The 20,028-nt window shown below is 40.5% G+C and carries 2 protein-coding genes; both read right to left on the bottom strand.

Annotation, left to right across the window (positions count from 1 at the left end):
* Positions 1 to 346: 346 nt before the first annotated feature.
* Positions 347 to 5,371 carry a YadA-like family protein gene (locus EO121_RS02420; protein WP_127165746.1) on the bottom strand — a complete coding sequence of 1,675 codons (5,025 nt, stop codon included), beginning with the start codon at positions 5,369 to 5,371 and terminating at the stop codon, positions 347 to 349.
* Between the two features lie 687 nt (positions 5,372 to 6,058).
* Positions 6,059 to 19,858 (bottom strand): YadA-like family protein, encoded by a 13,800-nt coding sequence (locus EO121_RS02415; protein WP_127165744.1) that lies wholly within the window; start codon positions 19,856 to 19,858, stop codon positions 6,059 to 6,061.
* Between the last annotated feature and the right edge of the window lie 170 nt (positions 19,859 to 20,028).

The following is a 20,028-nucleotide window of genomic DNA, read 5'->3' as shown; positions in this document are numbered from 1 at the left end:
GGTAATTATCAAAAATTTATGCAACTTAGTTATAATTAAACCTCACTCACTTGAATAGCACGTTTTGTTAATTTTATGCAGTATTGTTTATTCATATTTTTTAGATGTAGACATTATGCACTATCTTCATGAAGATAAGATGAAGAAATGTGAAATTATTTCAAAATAGGTTTAAATATATCGTATCATCTGTTTTATGTTGTACATACAAAAAGACACCCAGTCTTTCGACTAGGTGTCTTTTTGTTTTTTGTATTCTTCGTTGCTCGTACGTAAACCTAGGTGCCAGAGGCTCGTCTAGAAAATTCTAGTATCTATGAGCCATACTATTTGCCTGTGATTCTAGTTACTTACTAGCTAACATATCAATTCGTTGCATAAGCATTTTAATTTGATCTTTCATTTCAGCGTTTTCTGCTTTTAATGCTGTCACTTCATCTTGCATTACATATACGGAGGAGATTGGACCACCTTTGTAACGTTCTGGAAGGTCATCATGTTCTCCACTACCGAAGCGATATGTAGCGCCAAGATTTGCCATGCTCTTACCAGATCCCATTGTGAATCCAGCTGTTACCATGAAGTTTTCATTTGCATAGTGAGCAAGACCTAATGCTAATGCTTGGTTTCCACTGTATGTACCTACGCCAGCCATGATTTGAGATTTTCTCAATGGATCGTAGCTCAATGGATTCAATGCTGCTAATGCTGCGGAGTGTGCACCTACTTGGTCAACACGTTGAACTGTTTTTTCTAATACTTGACCTAATTGACCCGTAGTTTTAGCAATCTCTTCTTGAACTTGACCAACAGTAGCTACATCGTTAGCACCAGTGCCAGGTTGTAAGCCAGTGATCTTACCATCTTTGATAGTGATAGTGGATTCTTTACCATTAGCATCTACACTCTTAACGGAGATACCATCATTATTGATAGTAGTTTTGCTTGTGCCATTAGCTTGTTTTCCATCTTTATCCACTGGAGCACCAAATTCAGCAGTTTTAGCACTTACAGTTTTAGCTGTTACACTACCAGTTGTACCATCGATACCTACTTTATTTTCGCCTTCACCAGCTGTGATTTGCGCTTTAGTGCCATCAATAGCAACAGCATTTGGACCTTTACCAGCTGTAATAGTGCCGTTATCGCCATCTAAAGATACTGCTTTATCATCTTTACCTGCAGTTACTTTATTTGCTTGTACACCACCAGTTGTTGCATCAAGTTCAACAAATTTATCGCCTGTTGGGTTGCCTACAGTTACTTTACCATGTTCACCATCTAGCTTAACTTGTTTATCGTCTTTACCAGCTGTTACACTGCCGTCTTTACCATCGATTTTTACAGCTGTTTTACCATTTGGATCACCAGCTACGATAGTTCCTTCGTGTCCATCAAGTTCTACACCTGGGTCGTTAGAATGATCTCCATCAGGATCGTTAGCATCATGTTTACCAAGAGTAATTTTTTCGCTCAATGTTGTATAGAATGTTTTAACACCATCTACCTCTTTATAGGTAACGGTAATGTTTTTATCACCTTTAACATCGATAGCATCTTTTGCTAGATCTTTGATAGCATTTTTACCTTTATCGCTTAAGCCATCCATATCTTTTAATTGCTTAATATCAGCCGCTGCTGCAGAGCTAGCATTGTTTAAGCGTTCATTCATAGTAGATAAAGCATCTCCTACGGTATGAGCCTGAACGTCTTTATTGTCTTTATCTTTTACTGTAAACGTTGGTTCTGTTACATTACCATTTTCATCTACAGTTGCACCACCACCAAGATATTTAGCAACTTCAGCCTTTGCTGCATGCAATTGGTTACCAGTCACAGCATCTTTGGAGCCAGCAGCAATTTTTCCATCTTTTAAGTTGGATAATGTAGTTGGGTTAGTGGAACCATCAGGATTCACTACACTAGCTTTTAGTTTATCGCCTTCTACAGGTTTAGCTGCACCCACTTTATTACCATCTTCGTCCACATCTTTAGCTAAGTAATATTTACCATCATTAGCTTTCACTAAACGTTTGCCATCAGCATCAGTATATACGACAGAACCAGCTTCACCATTACGCAATGCATTCACTTTATCTGTTAATGTTTTACCATTCAAACCATCTTGACCAGTTAAACCAGTATCTTTCGCTGTACCATTCGCACCATCACGTCCATCAGCTGTTGTATCACCAAGCTTAGCAATTTTAGCCAAATCTTCCTTCACCTTATCAGATAAACCAACTGTGATAGTGTCACCTTTTGCTGTTGTTTCGATTTCGTCAGTAGTACCTTTTACTTTTAATGTTTGATCTTTTAAGTTCAAGGATAATTTAGATGCAGTATTGTCATCATCCGCAGTATCATCTGCTGTACCTTTGTCATCGATAGTTTTGTCACCAGCAAAATGTAATACTGTGTTAGTACCTAATTCAGTTTTTAGCTCCGCTAATTTACCTGCCATAGAATCATTTGTTACTACGTTATCAGCGATATTTTTTTCAATATCAGCAATTTTGTCGCCTTGTGCCTTGATTTTTTCGCCTTGCTCAGCCACTGTGTTACCGATACCTTCAACTTTAGTTGTTAATTTACCAAGATCGTCTTTTGCTTTATCAGCAGTTGCTTTAACATCATCAACTTTTGTTGTTAACCCAGCTAAGCCATCTTTATTTTCTTTAACGCCCTCTTTTAATGTAGTGATATCACCTTCAGCCGCCGTTACTTTATCAGCTACGTCTTTTAATTTAGCTTTAGACGCTACACCTTTGATCACAACATTCTCATCTGCGACTTCAGTATTTTCGCCATTAGCTTTTTTCAAAGTTACATCGCCTTCAGTATCTACTTCATATTCGCCTTTGACAACATGTAATTCAGCCGTTTTATCAAGTTTACCTGCTTTTAACTCATTCACACCCGTATCAGAGGTTGCTTTAGCAGCATCTACAGCCTTTTTAAGAGCTGCTGCACTTTCAGCTTTTTCTGCTTTTAAACGTTCATTTAATTCAGTTTCATCAACTTTATTACCCATGGCCGCTACTATTTTATCAAGTGCTGCAGTATCTACTTTACCAGCCAATACATCTTTCAAGTCGCTTATGGCTTTTAAATCAGCCTTTTTAGCCATTTCGTCTCTGAAAGTATCATTACTTACTTTCGTAGCTAATTCAGCATTAACTTCACCAATTTTTGTATCTAAATCAGTTTTGCTTGCTTTTTTATCTACTTCTGTTTTTAATTCATCTAATTTTGCTTTGCTTGCTAAACCAGTGATTTTTACTGCTTCATCAGCTTTCACAGTGCCTGTGCCATCTGCTTTGTCCAATGTTACAGATCCATCATCAGCTACAGCATACGTACCTTTTTTCACATGTAGTTCAGCAGTTTTGTCTAATTTATTGCTTGTTAAATTAGTGATATCTGCAGCATTCGCTTTTTTCGCTAATTCTTCATTTAATTTTGCTGTACCTACTTTATCAGCTAATGCTTCTTTTACTTTACCAGCTGTTACCAATTTATTAGCATCGCCAGCTGCATTTACATCAGTCGCCAAGTTAGGAGTTACACTGACTTTACCATCTGCACCTGTATTGATAGAGATAGCATCATCATTACCACTGGTAATGGAATTTACTTCACTCTTAGATGCGATTGTTACCGCATTTCCATTTGCCGTTAAGGTAATATTTTTGCCAGCAACTAATTTTACTTTATGAGCATCTGCAGCACCTTCTGTTGTGTTAGGCACTAAGTCTGTAGATGTAGCACCATTTACTACTGAAATTGTGCTTAGAGATGCGTTACGTAATGCTTTCAATTGTTTTACGTTCACAGCATCGTTATCATTTGTACCACTAGCAACGCTAGTGATACGACGAAGGATAGTGCCACCATTACCTACGGAGATGATACCATTACCAGTGTTATTAACAGCATCGTTTGTTAAGTAACCAGTTGTAGCATTGCCATCAGCCTCTGTTGTTGTAGAACCTTCACCTAATGCTACGGAGTGAGCCAATTGTGCTTTCGCTTTTGTACCAATTGCTACTGCGCTAGTTGCTTCTGCATGAGCAGATGTACCGATAGCTACTGCACTTTCAGCAGATGCTAATACTTTACCTGCATCGCTGTTACCGTTATTGTCGTTACTAGAACCGATAGCAATAGCATTTTTAGCAGTAACTCGTGTGAAATAACCTACTGCTGTACCATATTGAGCATCCGCTGCCACACTATTTCGAGCACCAATGGCTACTGCTTGGTTTGCATCATTATCAGATTTATAACCAATATTTGTAGCACCTGCTTGACGAACGTTAATATCGAAACCGATACCTACCGCTTTGTTAGTTTCAACTTTAACATTTGTACCGACAGCTGTAGCACCCTGTTCTTTGGCTACTGTAGATAAACCGATAGATACTGCACTAACACCTGTTGCTTTTGCATCAGAACCGATAGCAATAGCATTACCACTATTAGCTACTGTTTTTGTACCAATTGCGATAGATTGTGTGCCAGACGCTGCTGGAGCTTCTGCTGCATCGGCACCAGCACTACCGATAGCAATGGATTGCACACCGCTAGCAGATGCATTTTTACCAACTGCTACTGTACCTGTTGCTGTAGCACTAGCACCATTACCAGCAGCCAATGCACTATCTTGTGAAGCTTCACTAGATTTACCTACTGCTGTAGCATTAGCGCCTGTAGCTTTAGATTCATCACCCACTGCTACAGTGCTATCTGCTGTTGCTTGTGCTTTGTTACCATAGGCAGCTGCTGCTGTTCCAGTGGCGTTGGATTCGTTACCAATACTAGTGGCAGTATCCTTCGTAGCATTCACTTTATTACCAATTGCAATGGCAGACAACGCTGTTGTCACCGCTTCATTACCGATGGCCACGCCTTTTTCACCTGTGATAGCACGGCTCAAACGACCAATAGCGATAGAACTTTGCATACCTGCTTCTGCACGAGTTCCTATAGCAATACTATCATTACCATTGGCTTGTATTGTCCCAAATCGAGCACCCGATCCAATTGCCACAGCATTATCTGCAGATGCCTTAACGCCAAATCCGACAGCTACCGCGAACCGTCTTGTTACTTCAATATCTTTACCAACACCGGTGGAACTATCATTGCTGACTTTAACATTGTTACCGATAGCTAGGGCCGCTCCATTTGTCGCAGTCCCTTCTGGAATAGCTGCTTGTACCGTTGCTACTTGCGCACTCACTGTCAATGCTGCCAACACGCTAGCTACAGCAATTTTCTTTTTACCTGTCGTGTTTTTTGCTACTTCAGATACTACGATGTAACATTGCTTGGATTTGCTCCAAATAACTTTGAATAACTTGTTCATTTGTAATTCTTCCTCCTGTTGTACTAATCACTGAAAAAATAACTATACGAAATTACTTTTGTTATGCCAGCTAATATACACTTCCCTATTAACTGATTGTTCACATACTTACTGTTTTTCATGTGTTTCACTTATATAGTAGGTTATAGGCCTATTACATAATCACACATATTGTCTAGTATATTACACCTAATACATCGAAAAGTATCAATATTTATTTTGATTGTTTTATACACTTTTTACAATAGATATAGGGGAGAACTATTTACCCCCCCTAATTTTATCATAAGTTACACGCTTTGATAACGCCACCAAACGCTCATTCGTGCATTTTATAATCAACTATATAATTTCTACTGCATTTTATACACTTAAATTATACCTGTTATATATGTATTTTCAATGTGGTAATTATCAAAAATTTATGCAACTTAGTTATAATTAAACCTCACTCACTTGAATAGCACGTTTTGTTAATTTTATACAGTATCATTTATTCATATTTTTCGATGTAGATATTATGCACTATCTTCATGAAGATAAGATGAAGAAATGTGAAATTATTTCAAGAGGTGTTCAAATCTATCTTTTCATCGATTGTATAACGTACATACAAAAGACACCCAGCCTTTCGACTGAGTGTCTATTTTTATCATACTCTAAGGCATTCACCTCATGTATGATGTATTATTTTTTTGCTTCCAGCATTGTTACGCGTTCGATAAGCATTTTAATTTGTGCTTTCATTTCCTCATTCTCTGCCTCTTTTTTAGCATTCTCCGCATCTTTGCGAGCATTTTCAGCTTTCAGAGCGGTGATTTCATCTTGCATTACATACACAGAAGAAATTGGACCGCCTTTGTAACGTTCTGGAATCATGCTGTCTTCGCCACCGAATCGGTACGTCATACCTGCATTCACCATGTTTTCACCATTGCCTACGCTGACCCCTACGTTGAATAGAGTATCTTCGTTAGCATAGTGTGCCACGCCGAGTGCCAATGCACTATTACCTTTATAAGCGCCGTATCCAGCCATGACTTGGGATTTTTTAAGAGGATCATAGCTCAATGGATTCATCGCTGCTAGTGCTGCTGCATGAGCTCCAGTTTGATTCACCTGACGGCTCACCGCACTGGTTGCTGCCACCACTTGACCAAGGGTCGCCGCATCATCTGCTGCTGTGCCTGGTCCTACATGATGAATCGCATTGCCACCATTATCCAATCCATCTGCCGTTAAGCTAACGGATGGTTTGTTCAAGCCTTTCACTGGAGCAATCGTTATGCCTTCTCCATTCACAGTGGTAGTGACAATAGAAATAGGATTACCTTCTTTATCTGTTTGGTATTTCACAGTTCCATCTGCGTTCTTAGCGATGTCCTTCGTACCATCAGGTTTTGTGATTACCTCAGGCAAGTAGTAATTGTAGGACGTAGAACCGTCTTTCATTTTCACATCTTTTGCCAAGCGTACTGTCATGGTCGCTGGCGTTTTGTCTGTGCCCGCTGAAAGTTCTACACCGATGTTGTTATCTGTCATCGGCCCTTTCGCCCCGCCTTTAATCGCCAAGGTATCTCCTAATGCCACTGTAGTAGACGCTACTCCAGTATCAGCTGCAAAGACACGACCTTTTTGTAATGTATCAGATACATCTTTCACTTGACCTTGCGTAGCTGCCTTACTACGATCTACATCCGTTACTTTTGTTGGATCCCATTTCGTATTCGTCAAGCCAGACACTGTACCATCTTTAATGACCACAGTGGATGTTACCGTACCATCCGGTTGTTTTGTCGTAATAGTTACACCTTCAGGCGTTACCGCCGTATTAGTTTTATTAGTATCACCAACTTGAACTGTGTTCGTGTTCACTACATTGATCGTAGCATTTGGTCCCATAATAGTACCCGTTGTCCCATCCACAGTGATTTGTTTATCACCTTGACCGAAAGTCACTTTGTCATCCAGTTTCGCTGTGAAAGTTTTCACTCGTGACGTTGCATCCGTGTCAGGTGTGACAGTAATACCATTCGTGCCCACTACATTTACTAAGCCTGTCACCACATCTTTACCTGCATTGGTAAGGTTGCTCAAATCTTTTGTTGCTGAGTTACCTTGTAATGCTTGAATGGCTTGCGCGTTCTTGCCAATGTTAGTAGCATTGGTTGTAATATTGCCGGCATTTTTAGTGATATTACCTGCGTTAGTAGCGATATCTTCTGCATTTTTGGCAATATTAGTTGCATTTGTAGCTATATTTTTTGTATTCGTAGCTATATTGCCAGCATTGGTTGCAATGTTAGTTGCATTTGTTTTGATATTGCCTGCGTTAGTTGCGATATCTCCCGCATTTTTAGCGATATTAGCTGTATTTGTTGCGATGTTACCTGCGTTTTTAGTAATATTGCCAGCGTTCGTAACGATATCTGCTTTGGCTTTCGTCATATCCCCTTGTAAAACAGTGATATTTCCTTCCGCTGTGGTTAATCGAGTATCGATACCTGCGATTCTATTGATTTCCGCTTTCGCTGTATCCGTTAAATCTACTGTGTATTCTCGTTCTCCTTTAGCATTTAGATCGCCACCTGTTACAGATATGCTACCACCTGTAGCTGCTTTCACAGTCGTATCACGACCATTCACTGTATACGTTGTTACATTGTCTTTCGTTTCTGTATCCACTGTGACATTATTACCAGCCGCTACTTTCACTGCCCCTTGTGCAGCATCGGTAATTGCTTTTTTGCCGGCAGGAGTCAAGTTGCTCAAATCTTGATTCGCTGCATTGTCGATAGCACTACGTGTGTCATTGTCTAAACCGATATTTACTACGCCATCAACGTCTGTGGAAATAGCAATACCTTTTTTAGTCGCTACTCCATCTGTAGTCGCTGTTGGACTAGTTGTAGTAGTTGTACCTGCTGTTGGATTTGTTCCATCTGTAGCTGGAGCTTTAGGAGCTACTGTACCAGTGCCGGCTACGAAGTTTAAACCTTTTTTCAATTTTACTGTGTTTGCAACTGTGTCTTCAGCATTATTCGCACGGTATGTAATAGTTGCATCTAAGTTTTTCGCTACCACATTGCTGTCACCGAAGTCTACGGTAGCTGGTTTAGCCTGAGTCGTTTCATCCCCAGTAGCAGGATCGTTTACAGCTGGTTTTGCTGGTTTCAACGTAATCGTTGCATCGCCGTTTTTTATCACCAAATCAGTTTTGCCATCCCCAGCAATTTCTTTCATGTTTGCTAGGTTTTCTGCTAATTTCACATCGAATCCATCGCCAGCCGTATTTTTTACTACATCAATATTGTTTGTAGCTGTTGCTTCACGTTTGAAGTTCTCAGCACCTTTCACTTTTAAAGTTTCACCCAAATTACGGTGTACTTTATCTGTGTCAGCAGTGTCTTTATTACCGTAGAAGTCTAAGCCTTTTGTAGCTAAGGAGCTGTTTGCATTGTTGATACGCGTATCTAATTTAGAAATCGCATCCCCTACGGTTTTCGCTTCTTCAGTTGTATTACTACCATCATCTTTTGTGATGTTGTACGTTGGACCTGTAAAGGAGCCGTCAGTGTTCACTTTGGAATCACCCCCAAGGGCTGTAGCTAGGTCAGATTTCACAGTGTGTAATTGACCACCATTCACAGCTTCTTTGGAGTTGGTTGCTACTTTGCCATCTGCAATGTTAGATAAGGTAGTTGCTGTTTTTGTATCGCCATTGCCGTTCACTACACGTGCTTGTGGGTTGTCTACTGCTTGCGGTTCTTTGTTATTGTTTTCCGCTGCAGTTTTTACAGTACCATCAGCTTTTACTTCGTCAGCTTTGTAGTATTTGCCATCTTTTGCTTTTACCACACGGTCGCCAGCTTCGTTAGTGTATACCACAGATCCAGCTTCACCATTACGTAAAGCGTTTACTTTGTCATTCAATGTGGCATTGTTTAAGCCATCTGCACCCGTTAAGCCTTTCGCACCAGATACTCCATCTTTACCATCACGGCCGTTAGAAGCTGTATCCCCAACTTTAGCTAATTGGTCTTTCACAGCTTGTGCCAATTCCACAGTAATCGTATCGCCTTTTGCTGTAGTTACAATGTTGGTATTATCCCCATTGACATGTAATGTACCCTTTGCTAAGGATAAGCCTACTTTTTCTGTATCTTGATCCTGTGCGTCTTTTGTCACATTACCAGCAAAGTTCAATGTCGCGTTATTCGTTAAAGTTTCACCTAACTTATTGATAGCGTTATCTACGTATTGTTTATTCGTCGCATCGCCATCATTTTTAGCTTCTGCTACATTCGTGATGTTCATGCCACCAGCATTGATACCATCTTTGCCGATCGTTACCGTTTTTGTTTCACCAGTTGTCGCACCTGCTGCTGGAGCTTGCGTATTCGTAATTGTTACGCCATCACCACCTAATGTAATTTTGCTACCTGGTTTGTTATCTGCATCGGCATTTGTGATGGATGTTATATTTTTCAAATCACTAGCTAACTTAACATTTAATGTAGTCGCATCGGTACCATCTTTTTTCACAGTGATATTATTTTGACCATGGATGTTTAAAGTTTCTCCTAATTTACGAGTCACTGTATCTGCTGTCGCGTCATCACCGATGAACGTCATACCACCGTCTACCAAATTAGAAATTCTTGTATCTAAATTGGTAACTGCTGCATTCACATCAGCTTTATCTGCTGCATTGTCGATAGCGCTACGTGTGTCACTGTCTAAACCGATATTTACCATGCCATCAACGTCTGTGGAAATGACGATACCTTTTTTAGAAGCTACAGAATCTGTAGTCGCGCTTGGACTTGCCGTACCTGCTTCTAGATTTTTTGGCGCTACTGTACCAGTACCTGCTACAAAGTTCAAACCTTTTTTCAGTTTTACTGTATTTGCAGCTGTATCTTCAGCATTATTCGCACGGTATGTAATAGAGGCATCTAAGTTTTTAGCTACTACATTGCTGTCACCGAAGTCTACCGTAGCTGGTTTAGCTGGTGTTGTCACGTCACCTGTCGTAGGATCGTTCACAGCTGGTTTTGCTGGTTTCAACGTAATCGTTGCATCGCCGTTTTTTATCACCAAATCAGTTTTGCCATCCCCAGCAATTTCTTTCATGTTTGCTAGGTTTTCTGCTAATTTCACATCGAATCCATCGCCAGCCGTATTTTTTACTACATCAATATTGTTTGTAGCTGTTGCTTCACGTTTGAAGTTCTCAGCACCTTTCACTTTTAAAGTTTCACCCAAATTACGGTGTACTTTATCTGTGTCAGCAGTGTCTTTATTACCGTAGAAGTCTAGGCCTTTTGTAGCTAAGGAGCTGTTTGCATTGTTGATACGGCTATCTAATTTAGAAATCGCATCCCCTACGGTTTTCGCTTCTTCGGTTGTGTTAGTACCGTCATCTTTTGTGATGTTGTACGTAGGACCTGTAAAGGATCCGTCAGTATTCACTTTAGAATCACCGCCCAGTGCTGTAGCTAGGTCAGATTTTACCGTGTGTAATTGACCTCCGTTCACAGCTTCTTTGGAGTTAGCTGCTACTTTGCCATCTGCAATGTTAGATAAGGTAGTTGCTGTTTTTGTATCTCCATTGCCATTCACCACACGTGCTTGTGGGTTCTCCAAAGCTTCTGGTGCTTTGCCATTATTTTCATCAGCAGTTTTTACAGTACCGTCAGCTTTTACTTCATCAGCTTTGTAGTACTTGCCATCTTTTGCTTTTACAACACGATCCCCAGCCTCATTAGTGTACACCACAGAACCAGCTTCGCCATTACGTAGAGCGTTTACTTTGTCATTTAACGTGGCATTGTTTAAACCATCTGCACCCGTTAAGCCTTTCGCTCCAGATACTCCATCTTTGCCATCACGGCCGTTAGAAGCTGTATCGCCAACTTTAGCCAGTTGGTCTTTTACAGCTTGTGCCAATTCAACAGTAATCGTATCGCCTTTTGCTGTGGTTACAATGTTTGTATTATCTCCATTGACATGTAATGTGCCAGTAGCTAATGATAAACCTACTTTATCCGCAGCTTTATCTTGTGCGTCTTTTGTCACGTTACCTGCAAAGTTTAGATTTGCATTATTAGTAACTGTTGTTTGTAGCTTAGTAATCTCATTATCTACATATTCTTTATTTGCTGCATCGCCATTCTCTGTTGCTTTCGCTACATTAGTGACTTTCATGCCGCCAGCATTGATACCATCTTTGCTAATGGTTACAGTTTTTGTGTCGCCAGCTGCGCCATCTGCGCCTGCTGCTGTATTAGCAATAGATACACCATCTGCGCCTAAGGTAATTTTGCTACCTGGTTTGCCATCTGCATCGGCATTTGTGATGGATGTGATATTTTTCAAATCATTAGCTAGTTTTACATTTAATGTAGTCGCATCGGTACCATCTTTTTTCACAGTGATGTTGTTTTGACCATGGATGTTTAAGGTTTCTCCTAATTTACGAGCTACTTTATCTGCTGTTGCATCATCACCGATGAACGTCATGCCACCATCTACCAAGTTAGTAATTCTTGTACCTAGATTCGTAATCGCTGTATTTTGACCTTGGTTAGCTGCATCCAATTTTTCGATAGCATCTTTTAAAGTATTTGCAGTATCAGTACCACCAGTTGCTTTCGTAATATTGAAAGTTGGTCCTGTTACTGTACCATCTGTAGCAATCGTTGTGCCACCAATGACATTTGCCAAATTACCTACCGCTGCTAATTTACCTTTGGTAGCATCAGATAAGTCTAATGTATAAGCACGAACTTTTGAAGTAGCATCTGGAGTGCCACCAGAGATTGCTAATGCATCTCCATTTACAGCTACTGTTGTGTCATTTGCATTCACTTTGTAGATTGTTGTACCTACTGTAGTCGTTGTATCCGTAGTAACCGTTGTATTGATACCGTCAGCCACTTTTACCGCTGTTTTCGCTGCATCTTTTGCTAATTCTTTGAATTTTTCTTTACCAGCATCAGATAAATTGCTTAAGTTTTTATCGGCTGCATTGTCTACTTTACTACGAGTATCTTTATCTAAGCCGAATGTAACTTTACCATTATCCTCTGCTGTAATCGCTAAACCAGATTTAGGACCTTCTGCAGTTGTGGTTGCATCGTTACTTACTACGTAATTAAATCCATCTGCTAATTTAACGGATTTCGCATTCGCTACTGCTTCATCATTTGCACGATATTTGATAGCCGCATCTAAGTTATTAGCAACTAATTTCGTATCTCCGAAATCAATGCTGCCTGTATTTCCAGCTTTAGGAGCTTTTACTGTAACCTTAGTATCCCCGTTTTTAATCACTAAGTCATGGGTACCATCCCCAGCGATTTCTTTCATGTTTGCTAGGTTTTCTGCCAATTTCACATCGAATCCATCGCCTGCAGTATTTTTCACTACATCAATGTTATTCTTAGCCCCTTCAGCACGAGCAAAGTTTTCTGCGCCTTTCACTTTTAAAGTTTCACCAAGGTTACGGTGTACTTTATCTGTGTCTGCAGTGTCTTTATTACCGTAGAAGTCTAAGCCTTTTGTAGATAACGTAGAGTTCGCATTGTTGATACGAGTATCTAGCTTAGAAATCGCATCACCTACATTTTTAACAGGTTCAGTCCCATTAGTACCATCATCTTTTGTGATGTTGTACGTAGGACCTGTAAAGGATCCGTCAGTATTCACTTTGGAATCACCGCCCAATGCTGTAGCTAGATCAGATTTCACAGTGTGTAATTGACCTCCATTCACAGCTTCTTTGGAGTTGGCTCCTACTTTGCCATCTGCAATGTTAGATAAGGTAGTTGCTGTTTTTGTATCTCCATTGCCGTTCACTACACGTGCTTGTGGGTTGTCTACTGCTTGCGGTTCTTTGTTATTGTTTTCCGCTGCAGTTTTTACAGTACCGTCAGCTTTTACTTCGTCAGCTTTGTAGTACTTACCATCCTTAGCTTTTATAACTCGGTCCCCAGCTTCGTTAGTGTACACCACTGAACCAGCTTCGCCATTACGTAGAGCGTTTACTTTATCGTTTAATGTGGCATTGTTTAAACCATCTGCACCAGTTAAATCTTGTGCACCAGATGTACCATTTACACCATCACGGCCATTAGAGGCTGTATCGCCAACTTTAGCCAATTGGTCTTTCACAGCTTGTGCCAATTCAACAGTAATGGTATTGCCTTTTGCTGTGGTAACAATGTTTGTATTATCGCCATTAACATGTAATGTGCCAGTAGCTAATGCTAAGCCTATTTTATCCGCAGCTTTACCTTGTGCGTCTTTTGTTACATTACCAGCAAAGTTTAGATTTGCATTGCCTGTAATTGTGCTATTTAGGTTAGTTAGTGCATTTTCTAAATACTCTTTACTTGCTGCATTATCAAGAGTGGTACGTGTAGCTTTATCTAAACCGAATGTAACCTTGCCATTATCCTCTGCTGTAATCGCTAAACCAGATTTTGGGCCTTCTGCAGTTGTGGTTGCATCGTTACTTGCTACGTAATTAAAGCCATCTGCTAATTTAACGGATTTCGCATTCGCTACTGCTTCATCGTTTGCGCGATATTTGATAGACGCGTCTAAGTTAGAAGCTACTAATTTTGTATCTCCAAAATCGATACTACCTGTGTTTCCATCTTTAGGAGCTTTTACTGTAACCTTAGTATCGCCATTTTTGATGACTAAATCTGTTTTACCATCACCAGCGATTTCTTTGATGTTCGCAAGGTTTTCAGCCAATTTCACATCAAGAGCTTTATCATTTTTCACAACTTTAATGTTGCTCTCATTGGCTCCTCGTGTGAAGTTTTCTCCACCTTTGATCGTTAAGGTTTCTCCTAAATCACGGTGCACTTTACCAGTATCCGTTGTGTCGTCACCAGTGAAGTTCAACCCTTTTGTTGTGGCGGCTGTTGTAGCTTGGGTAATTTTGTTAGATAAGTCATTGTAATTATTAGTAACTGTTGTTCCCAAATCTGTTACTTTTCCAGCAGTTTCAGAGATTTTTGTATTTTGCCCCGCATTAGTCGCATTTAATTTATCAATAGCATCTTTTAATGTAGTTGCATTTTCACTAGTGCCATCTGCTTTGGTAATACTGAAAGTTGGTCCTGTTACTGTACCATTTGCAGCAATTGTTGTACCACCGATAACGGTAGCCAAACCGTCTACAGATTTTAATTTAGCTTTTGTTGCATCAGATAAGTCTAACGTATAAGCACGCACTTTTGAAGTAGCATCTGGAGTTCCACCAGAGATTGCTAATGCATCTCCATTTACCGCTACCGTTGTGTCATTAGCATTCACTTTGTAGATTGTTGTACCTGCTGTAGTTGTTGTATCCGTAGTAACCGTTGTGTTGATACCATCTGCTACTTGTACAGCTGTTTTCGCCGCATCTTTCGCTAATTCTTTTACTTTGTCTTTACCATCATCAGATAAATTACTTAAGTTTTTATCCGCTGCATTGTCTACTTTTTCACGTGTAGCCTTATCTAAGCCAAATGTAACTTTACCATTATCCTCTGCTGTAATCGCTAAACCAGATTTAGGTCCTTCTGCCGTAGTCGTTACATCCTTACTTGCTACGTAATTAAATCCATCTGCTAATTTAACGGATTTTGCATTTTCTACTGCATCATCGTTTGCACGATATTTGATAGATGCATCTAAATTAGAAGCCACTAATTTAGTATCTCCGAAATCGATGCTACCTTTGTCTCCATCTTTAGGAGCTTTTACAGTAACCTTAGTATCTCCATTTTTGATCACCAAATCATGTGTACCATCACCAGCGATTTCTTTGATGTTCCCAAGGTTTTCTGCTAATTTCACGTCAAGGGCTTTATCATTTTTCACAACTTTAATGTTGTTCTCATTAGCTCCACGAGTAAAGTTTTCTCCACCTTTGATGGTTAAAGTTTCTCCTAAATCACGGTGTACTTTACCATTATCTGTTGTATCATCACCAGTGAAGTTCAACCCTTTCGCTGTTGCTGCTGTAGTGGCTGCTGCTCCAGCTTGTGTAATTTTGTTAGACAAATCATTGTAATTGCTAGTTACCGTATTGCCCAAATTAGTTACCGTATTACCTAGGTTAGTGACAGTGTTTCCTAAGTTCGTTACATTTGTTTCTAAAGTTCCTACTTTACCAGCCGTTTCAGAGATTTTTGAGTTTTGACCCGCATTAGTTGCATTTAACTTATCGATAGCATCTTTCAAGGTAGTTGCATTTTCACTACTACCATCTGCTTTCGTAATATTGAAAGATGGCCCTGTTACAGTTCCATCTGCAGCAATGTTTGTGCCACCGATAATCGTAGCCAAACCACTTACAGCTTTTAATTTAGCTTTGCTAGCATCGGATAAATCTAAAGAATACTTACGTACTTTGTCTGTACCTAGATCTCCACCAATAATGGCAAGGGCATCTCCTGTAACTGCCACTGTTGTATCGTTTGCATTTACTTTATACGTAGTGACTCCAGCGGTTGTGGTTGTATCTGTATCCACTGTTGTGTTGATACCATTGGCTACTTTCACAGCTTCTTTCGCAGCTGCTTTTGCTAATTCTGTTACTTTACCTTTACCGTCATCAGACAAATTACTTAAGTTTTTATCTGCTGCATTGTCTACTTTGCTACGAGTAGCTTTATCTAGACCAAAGGTTACTAATCCATCTGCACCTGTTGTAATAGATAACCCAGACTTAGGACCATCAGTTGTTGCGTTTGTGTCTGTAGCTGCTGTGAAATTCAAGCCTTTTTTCAATTTCACTGTATTCGCAGCTGTATCTGCAACACCATTTGCACGGTATGTAATGTCCGCTTCTAAATTAGATGCCACAACTTTTGCATCGCCAAAGTTAACGGTACCATTGTCGCCAGTTTTGCCCGGTGTGATAGTCACTGTGTTCGTACCATTTTTGATCACTAAATTATCTGAGCCATTGCCAGCGATTTCTTTCATACCAGACAGCTTGTCAGATAATTTAACAAGTAATCCATTGGCTCCATTAGAACCATCTTTTTCAACACGAATATTCGTATTCGCTGTTGTAGACGTGTAATTAGCCCCGCCTTTCAGCGTTAACGTCGTGTCTAATGCACGAGCTACGCCAGCATTATCGTCACCTTTGAAGGTAATTGCTTTGGCCCTGAAAGTATCAAAATCAGATTGGCTAACTTTTCCTCCTACCGCAGTAGTAAGATTGGAAATCTGTGTCGTATGAGTATTCACTGTTGTATTGATACCATCTACTACAGATTTTTTAGCCACATCTTTAATCGTGAAAGCTTTATTATTTTGAGCTTGGCTATTAGCGTTTTCTTGAATTAAAGATACATCACCATCATTACCAACTGTATAATTACCAGGTTTTACATGCAATTCATCTGTTTTATTAACTTTCAAATCAAGGGCTGTTTTCACAATGCCAGAGGTAACTAGTTTTCCATCTTCACCAGTGGCTCCTACAGAGCTTGCAATATTAGGGGTAATGGTCACAGCACCGTTACTTGGATTCACCGTCAATGCTGTACTATTTCCGCTAGTAATCGATGTTACTACATTCTTGGCTTTAATAGTAACCATACCATTGCTATTTTCGATAGCGATGTTATCGCCTGCTTTTAAAGTAACAGCTTTTTTCGTCAAACCATTCACAGTTTGCGGTGTAGCATTTGCCGTAGTATTGCCATCTTGGGTACGTAACATCCATTCATCAGATTTTTTCGCTACATCCGTAATTTCAGCTGTTTCACCAGTAACATCTTCTCCTTTACCGTTTACGTAATTTAGAGTGATTGTACCAGTAGCATCTGGTTTATAGGCAACATTTCCCGTTTTTGCTTTGATATGGCGCTCATTGGATTCTAATGCTTTTAATTGTTTGATATTCGCCGCATCATAGTCATTCGTACCACTAGCTAAGCCAACAATTCGACGCAGTATAGTTCCTGTATCATTTTTATCATTACGTTTATTACCAATCGCAATGACACCATTACCGCTATTACTTACCGGTTCATTTGTCAAATAACCAGTCGTAGCTGTACCATCATTTGATGTGGTAGTAGAACCTTCACCAAGTGCTACGGAATGTTCTAACCCTGCACTTGCATTAGTTCCTATCGCTACTGCACTAGTTGCACTAGCTTGGGTGCCTGTACCCATAGCTACCGTATTGGCTGCACTTGCCGTAGTCTTCTTACCCTGAAAGTCTGCACCAATACTAATGGAACGATTTCCTGATGCTGTAACTTGATAACCAATACCTACTGCAGCCGCTTCTGATACAGTCGTATTGGAGCCAGCACCAAAAGCTTGATTACCAGTTGTATTGACTAAGTAACCAATAGCCGTAGAACCACCACCACTGGCTGTGCTGCCATTACCAAACGCATTATCATTTTCTTTAGTTGCCTTTGACCCATTACCGATAGCAATTGTAGTGACCTCTTCTGCCACCGCTCCAGTACCTAGTGCAATGGCATTATTTTTCTTAGCTTTTGCACCTTTACCAATCGCTGTTGTAGAGATTGCATTACCTTCTGCAGATGTACCAATAGCAATGGCATCTACATTTCCTGCTAACGCTTCTTTACCAATCGCAGTGGCTGCTACATTATTACTTTGTGCTTGTGTACCAATCGCAATCGAACTTTCAGATGCTGCAATTACCTTTTTAGTACTCTCATCACTAGAACCGATAGCAATGGCATTTTTACCTTTTGCTCTTACATCATACCCTATCGCTGTAGAGTATTGTGCGGCTTTTTCAGTTTCATTATTCGCCCCAATGGAAATAGATTGATTGCCTTTTGTTGTAGAATTATTACCAATGAGAGTACTTCCTTCAGCACTTTCATTAGCAGTTAAATTCATACCTATAGCCGTTGTATTATTTTTTTCAACACTAATATTAGTCCCCATTGCGATGGCTGAATTACCCTTAGCCCTTGCACCAGAACCAATCGCTATAGCTTTCTCATTAGTCGCTTCTGTATTCGTGTTACCATTATTGTTACCAATACTAATAGCCCGATCTCCTGATGCTGTAACTTTGTAACCAATGCCCACTGCAGCAGCTCCGGTCACAGATGTATTGGATCCGGCACCGAAAGATTGGTTTCCTGTGGCATTTACTAGATAACCTACAGCAGTGGCGCCACCACCATTAGCCTTCGCCGCATTACCAAGCGCAACATCGTGATCTTGCTTTGCTTCTGTGCTAACACCTACTGCTACCGCTTCTACCGCTTGTGCAGTGGCATCTTTACCAACAGCAATAGCGCTAGTGCCTCCAGAAATCGCCCCAGTTCCAACTGCTAAAGAATCCGTTTTTTCTGCTTGTGCTCCAGCACCAATGGCAGTAGCACTAGACTCTTTTGCTTCTGTTTCACTACCGATGGCAATCGCTTTACTTTTTTCTGCGGTTGCACCTTTACCAATCGCTGTCGCACCTTCTGCCGTTGCTGATGCGCTTGTGCCTGCTGCAAAAGTATCTTTCGCAGAGGCGGACGCACTTGTACCAATGGCCGCTGCATTTTCAGCAGATGCAGATGCCTTTGTACCGAATGCAGAGGCGCTTGTAGCGGAAGACTTAGCACTATATCCGATGGCAACCGCTTTCTCAGCTGTGGCTTGGGTTCGTTCACTATTATTATCATAATTGGAGCCATCACCACCACCGATAGCTACGGCATTTGCTGCAGTGGCTGTAGCACTACGACCTAAGGCTGTGGCATTACCACCTGTTGCCAGAGCACGTAAACCTACAGACATATCCCCCCATTTTTGATAGCTATTGATATCGTTCGTATTATCATCCCATGTATAAATATTTTTAGGACTGCCATCTTGATTGATAAGATTTGCCCCTGCTGATGCTTGGAAACCAACAGCAATCGCACCTTGACCATAGCCACGAGCACTTACACCATAGGCTGAAGCCCCAAATTTAGGTGCGTTTGCACTTTGACCAACTGCAGTAGCTGATAGAGCAGCCTTATTCCTAAATCCTATAGCAACTCCATAGTCGTTAGTAACTTCTGCTTTACGGCCAATCGCTACACCATAGTTTACAATATTAGACCCACTACCAATCCCTTTTGGTCCAACACCCTTTCCAGACTTTGCCTCAGCTCCAATAGCAACACTTCCCGCTCCATTACTTGTAGCTGAATTACCAATAGAAATAGACGTAACACCAGTTTCCTGAACTGGGGTAACAACATCTCCGCCATAAGAGCTACTTCCCGCTCCTATTGCCGTTGAACCACCATATTCGCTACCTTGGGTTATTGCCATAACCGGTATCCCCGACCCCACAGCCATAGCCGCCAAGATACTTGCTACTACGATTTTCTTCTTCCCAGAGTGGTTCTTCGCCATTTCAGACACGACGATATAACATTGTTTAGACTTGCTCCAGATAACTTTAAATATCTTATTCATTGTATTTTGACTCCTATACACACTCTTAACTACGTTCCATATATTCTGCACTCGATGCTACTACACGCTTTCACCTTTGAAAGTCCTACTACGACCAGAGCAACTCACACTTCTTATCTCTCTCGTCAGCCTACTATTGAATGCTTATATATATTATTATGTTTTCTTTC

This window comes from Veillonella sp. CHU732 (genome assembly GCF_003992085.1).
Lineage (GTDB): Bacteria > Bacillota > Negativicutes > Veillonellales > Veillonellaceae > F0422.
This window is presented reverse-complemented; position numbering and strand designations above follow the sequence as displayed.

What these genes read in the sequence shown, in the direction of transcription:
- EO121_RS02420 (WP_127165746.1), bottom strand. Translation starts at nt 5,371, where the DNA reads ATGAACAAGTTATTCAAAGTTATTTGGAGCAAATCCAAGCAATGTTAC.
- EO121_RS02415 (WP_127165744.1), bottom strand. Translation starts at nt 19,858, where the DNA reads ATGAATAAGATATTTAAAGTTATCTGGAGCAAGTCTAAACAATGTTAT.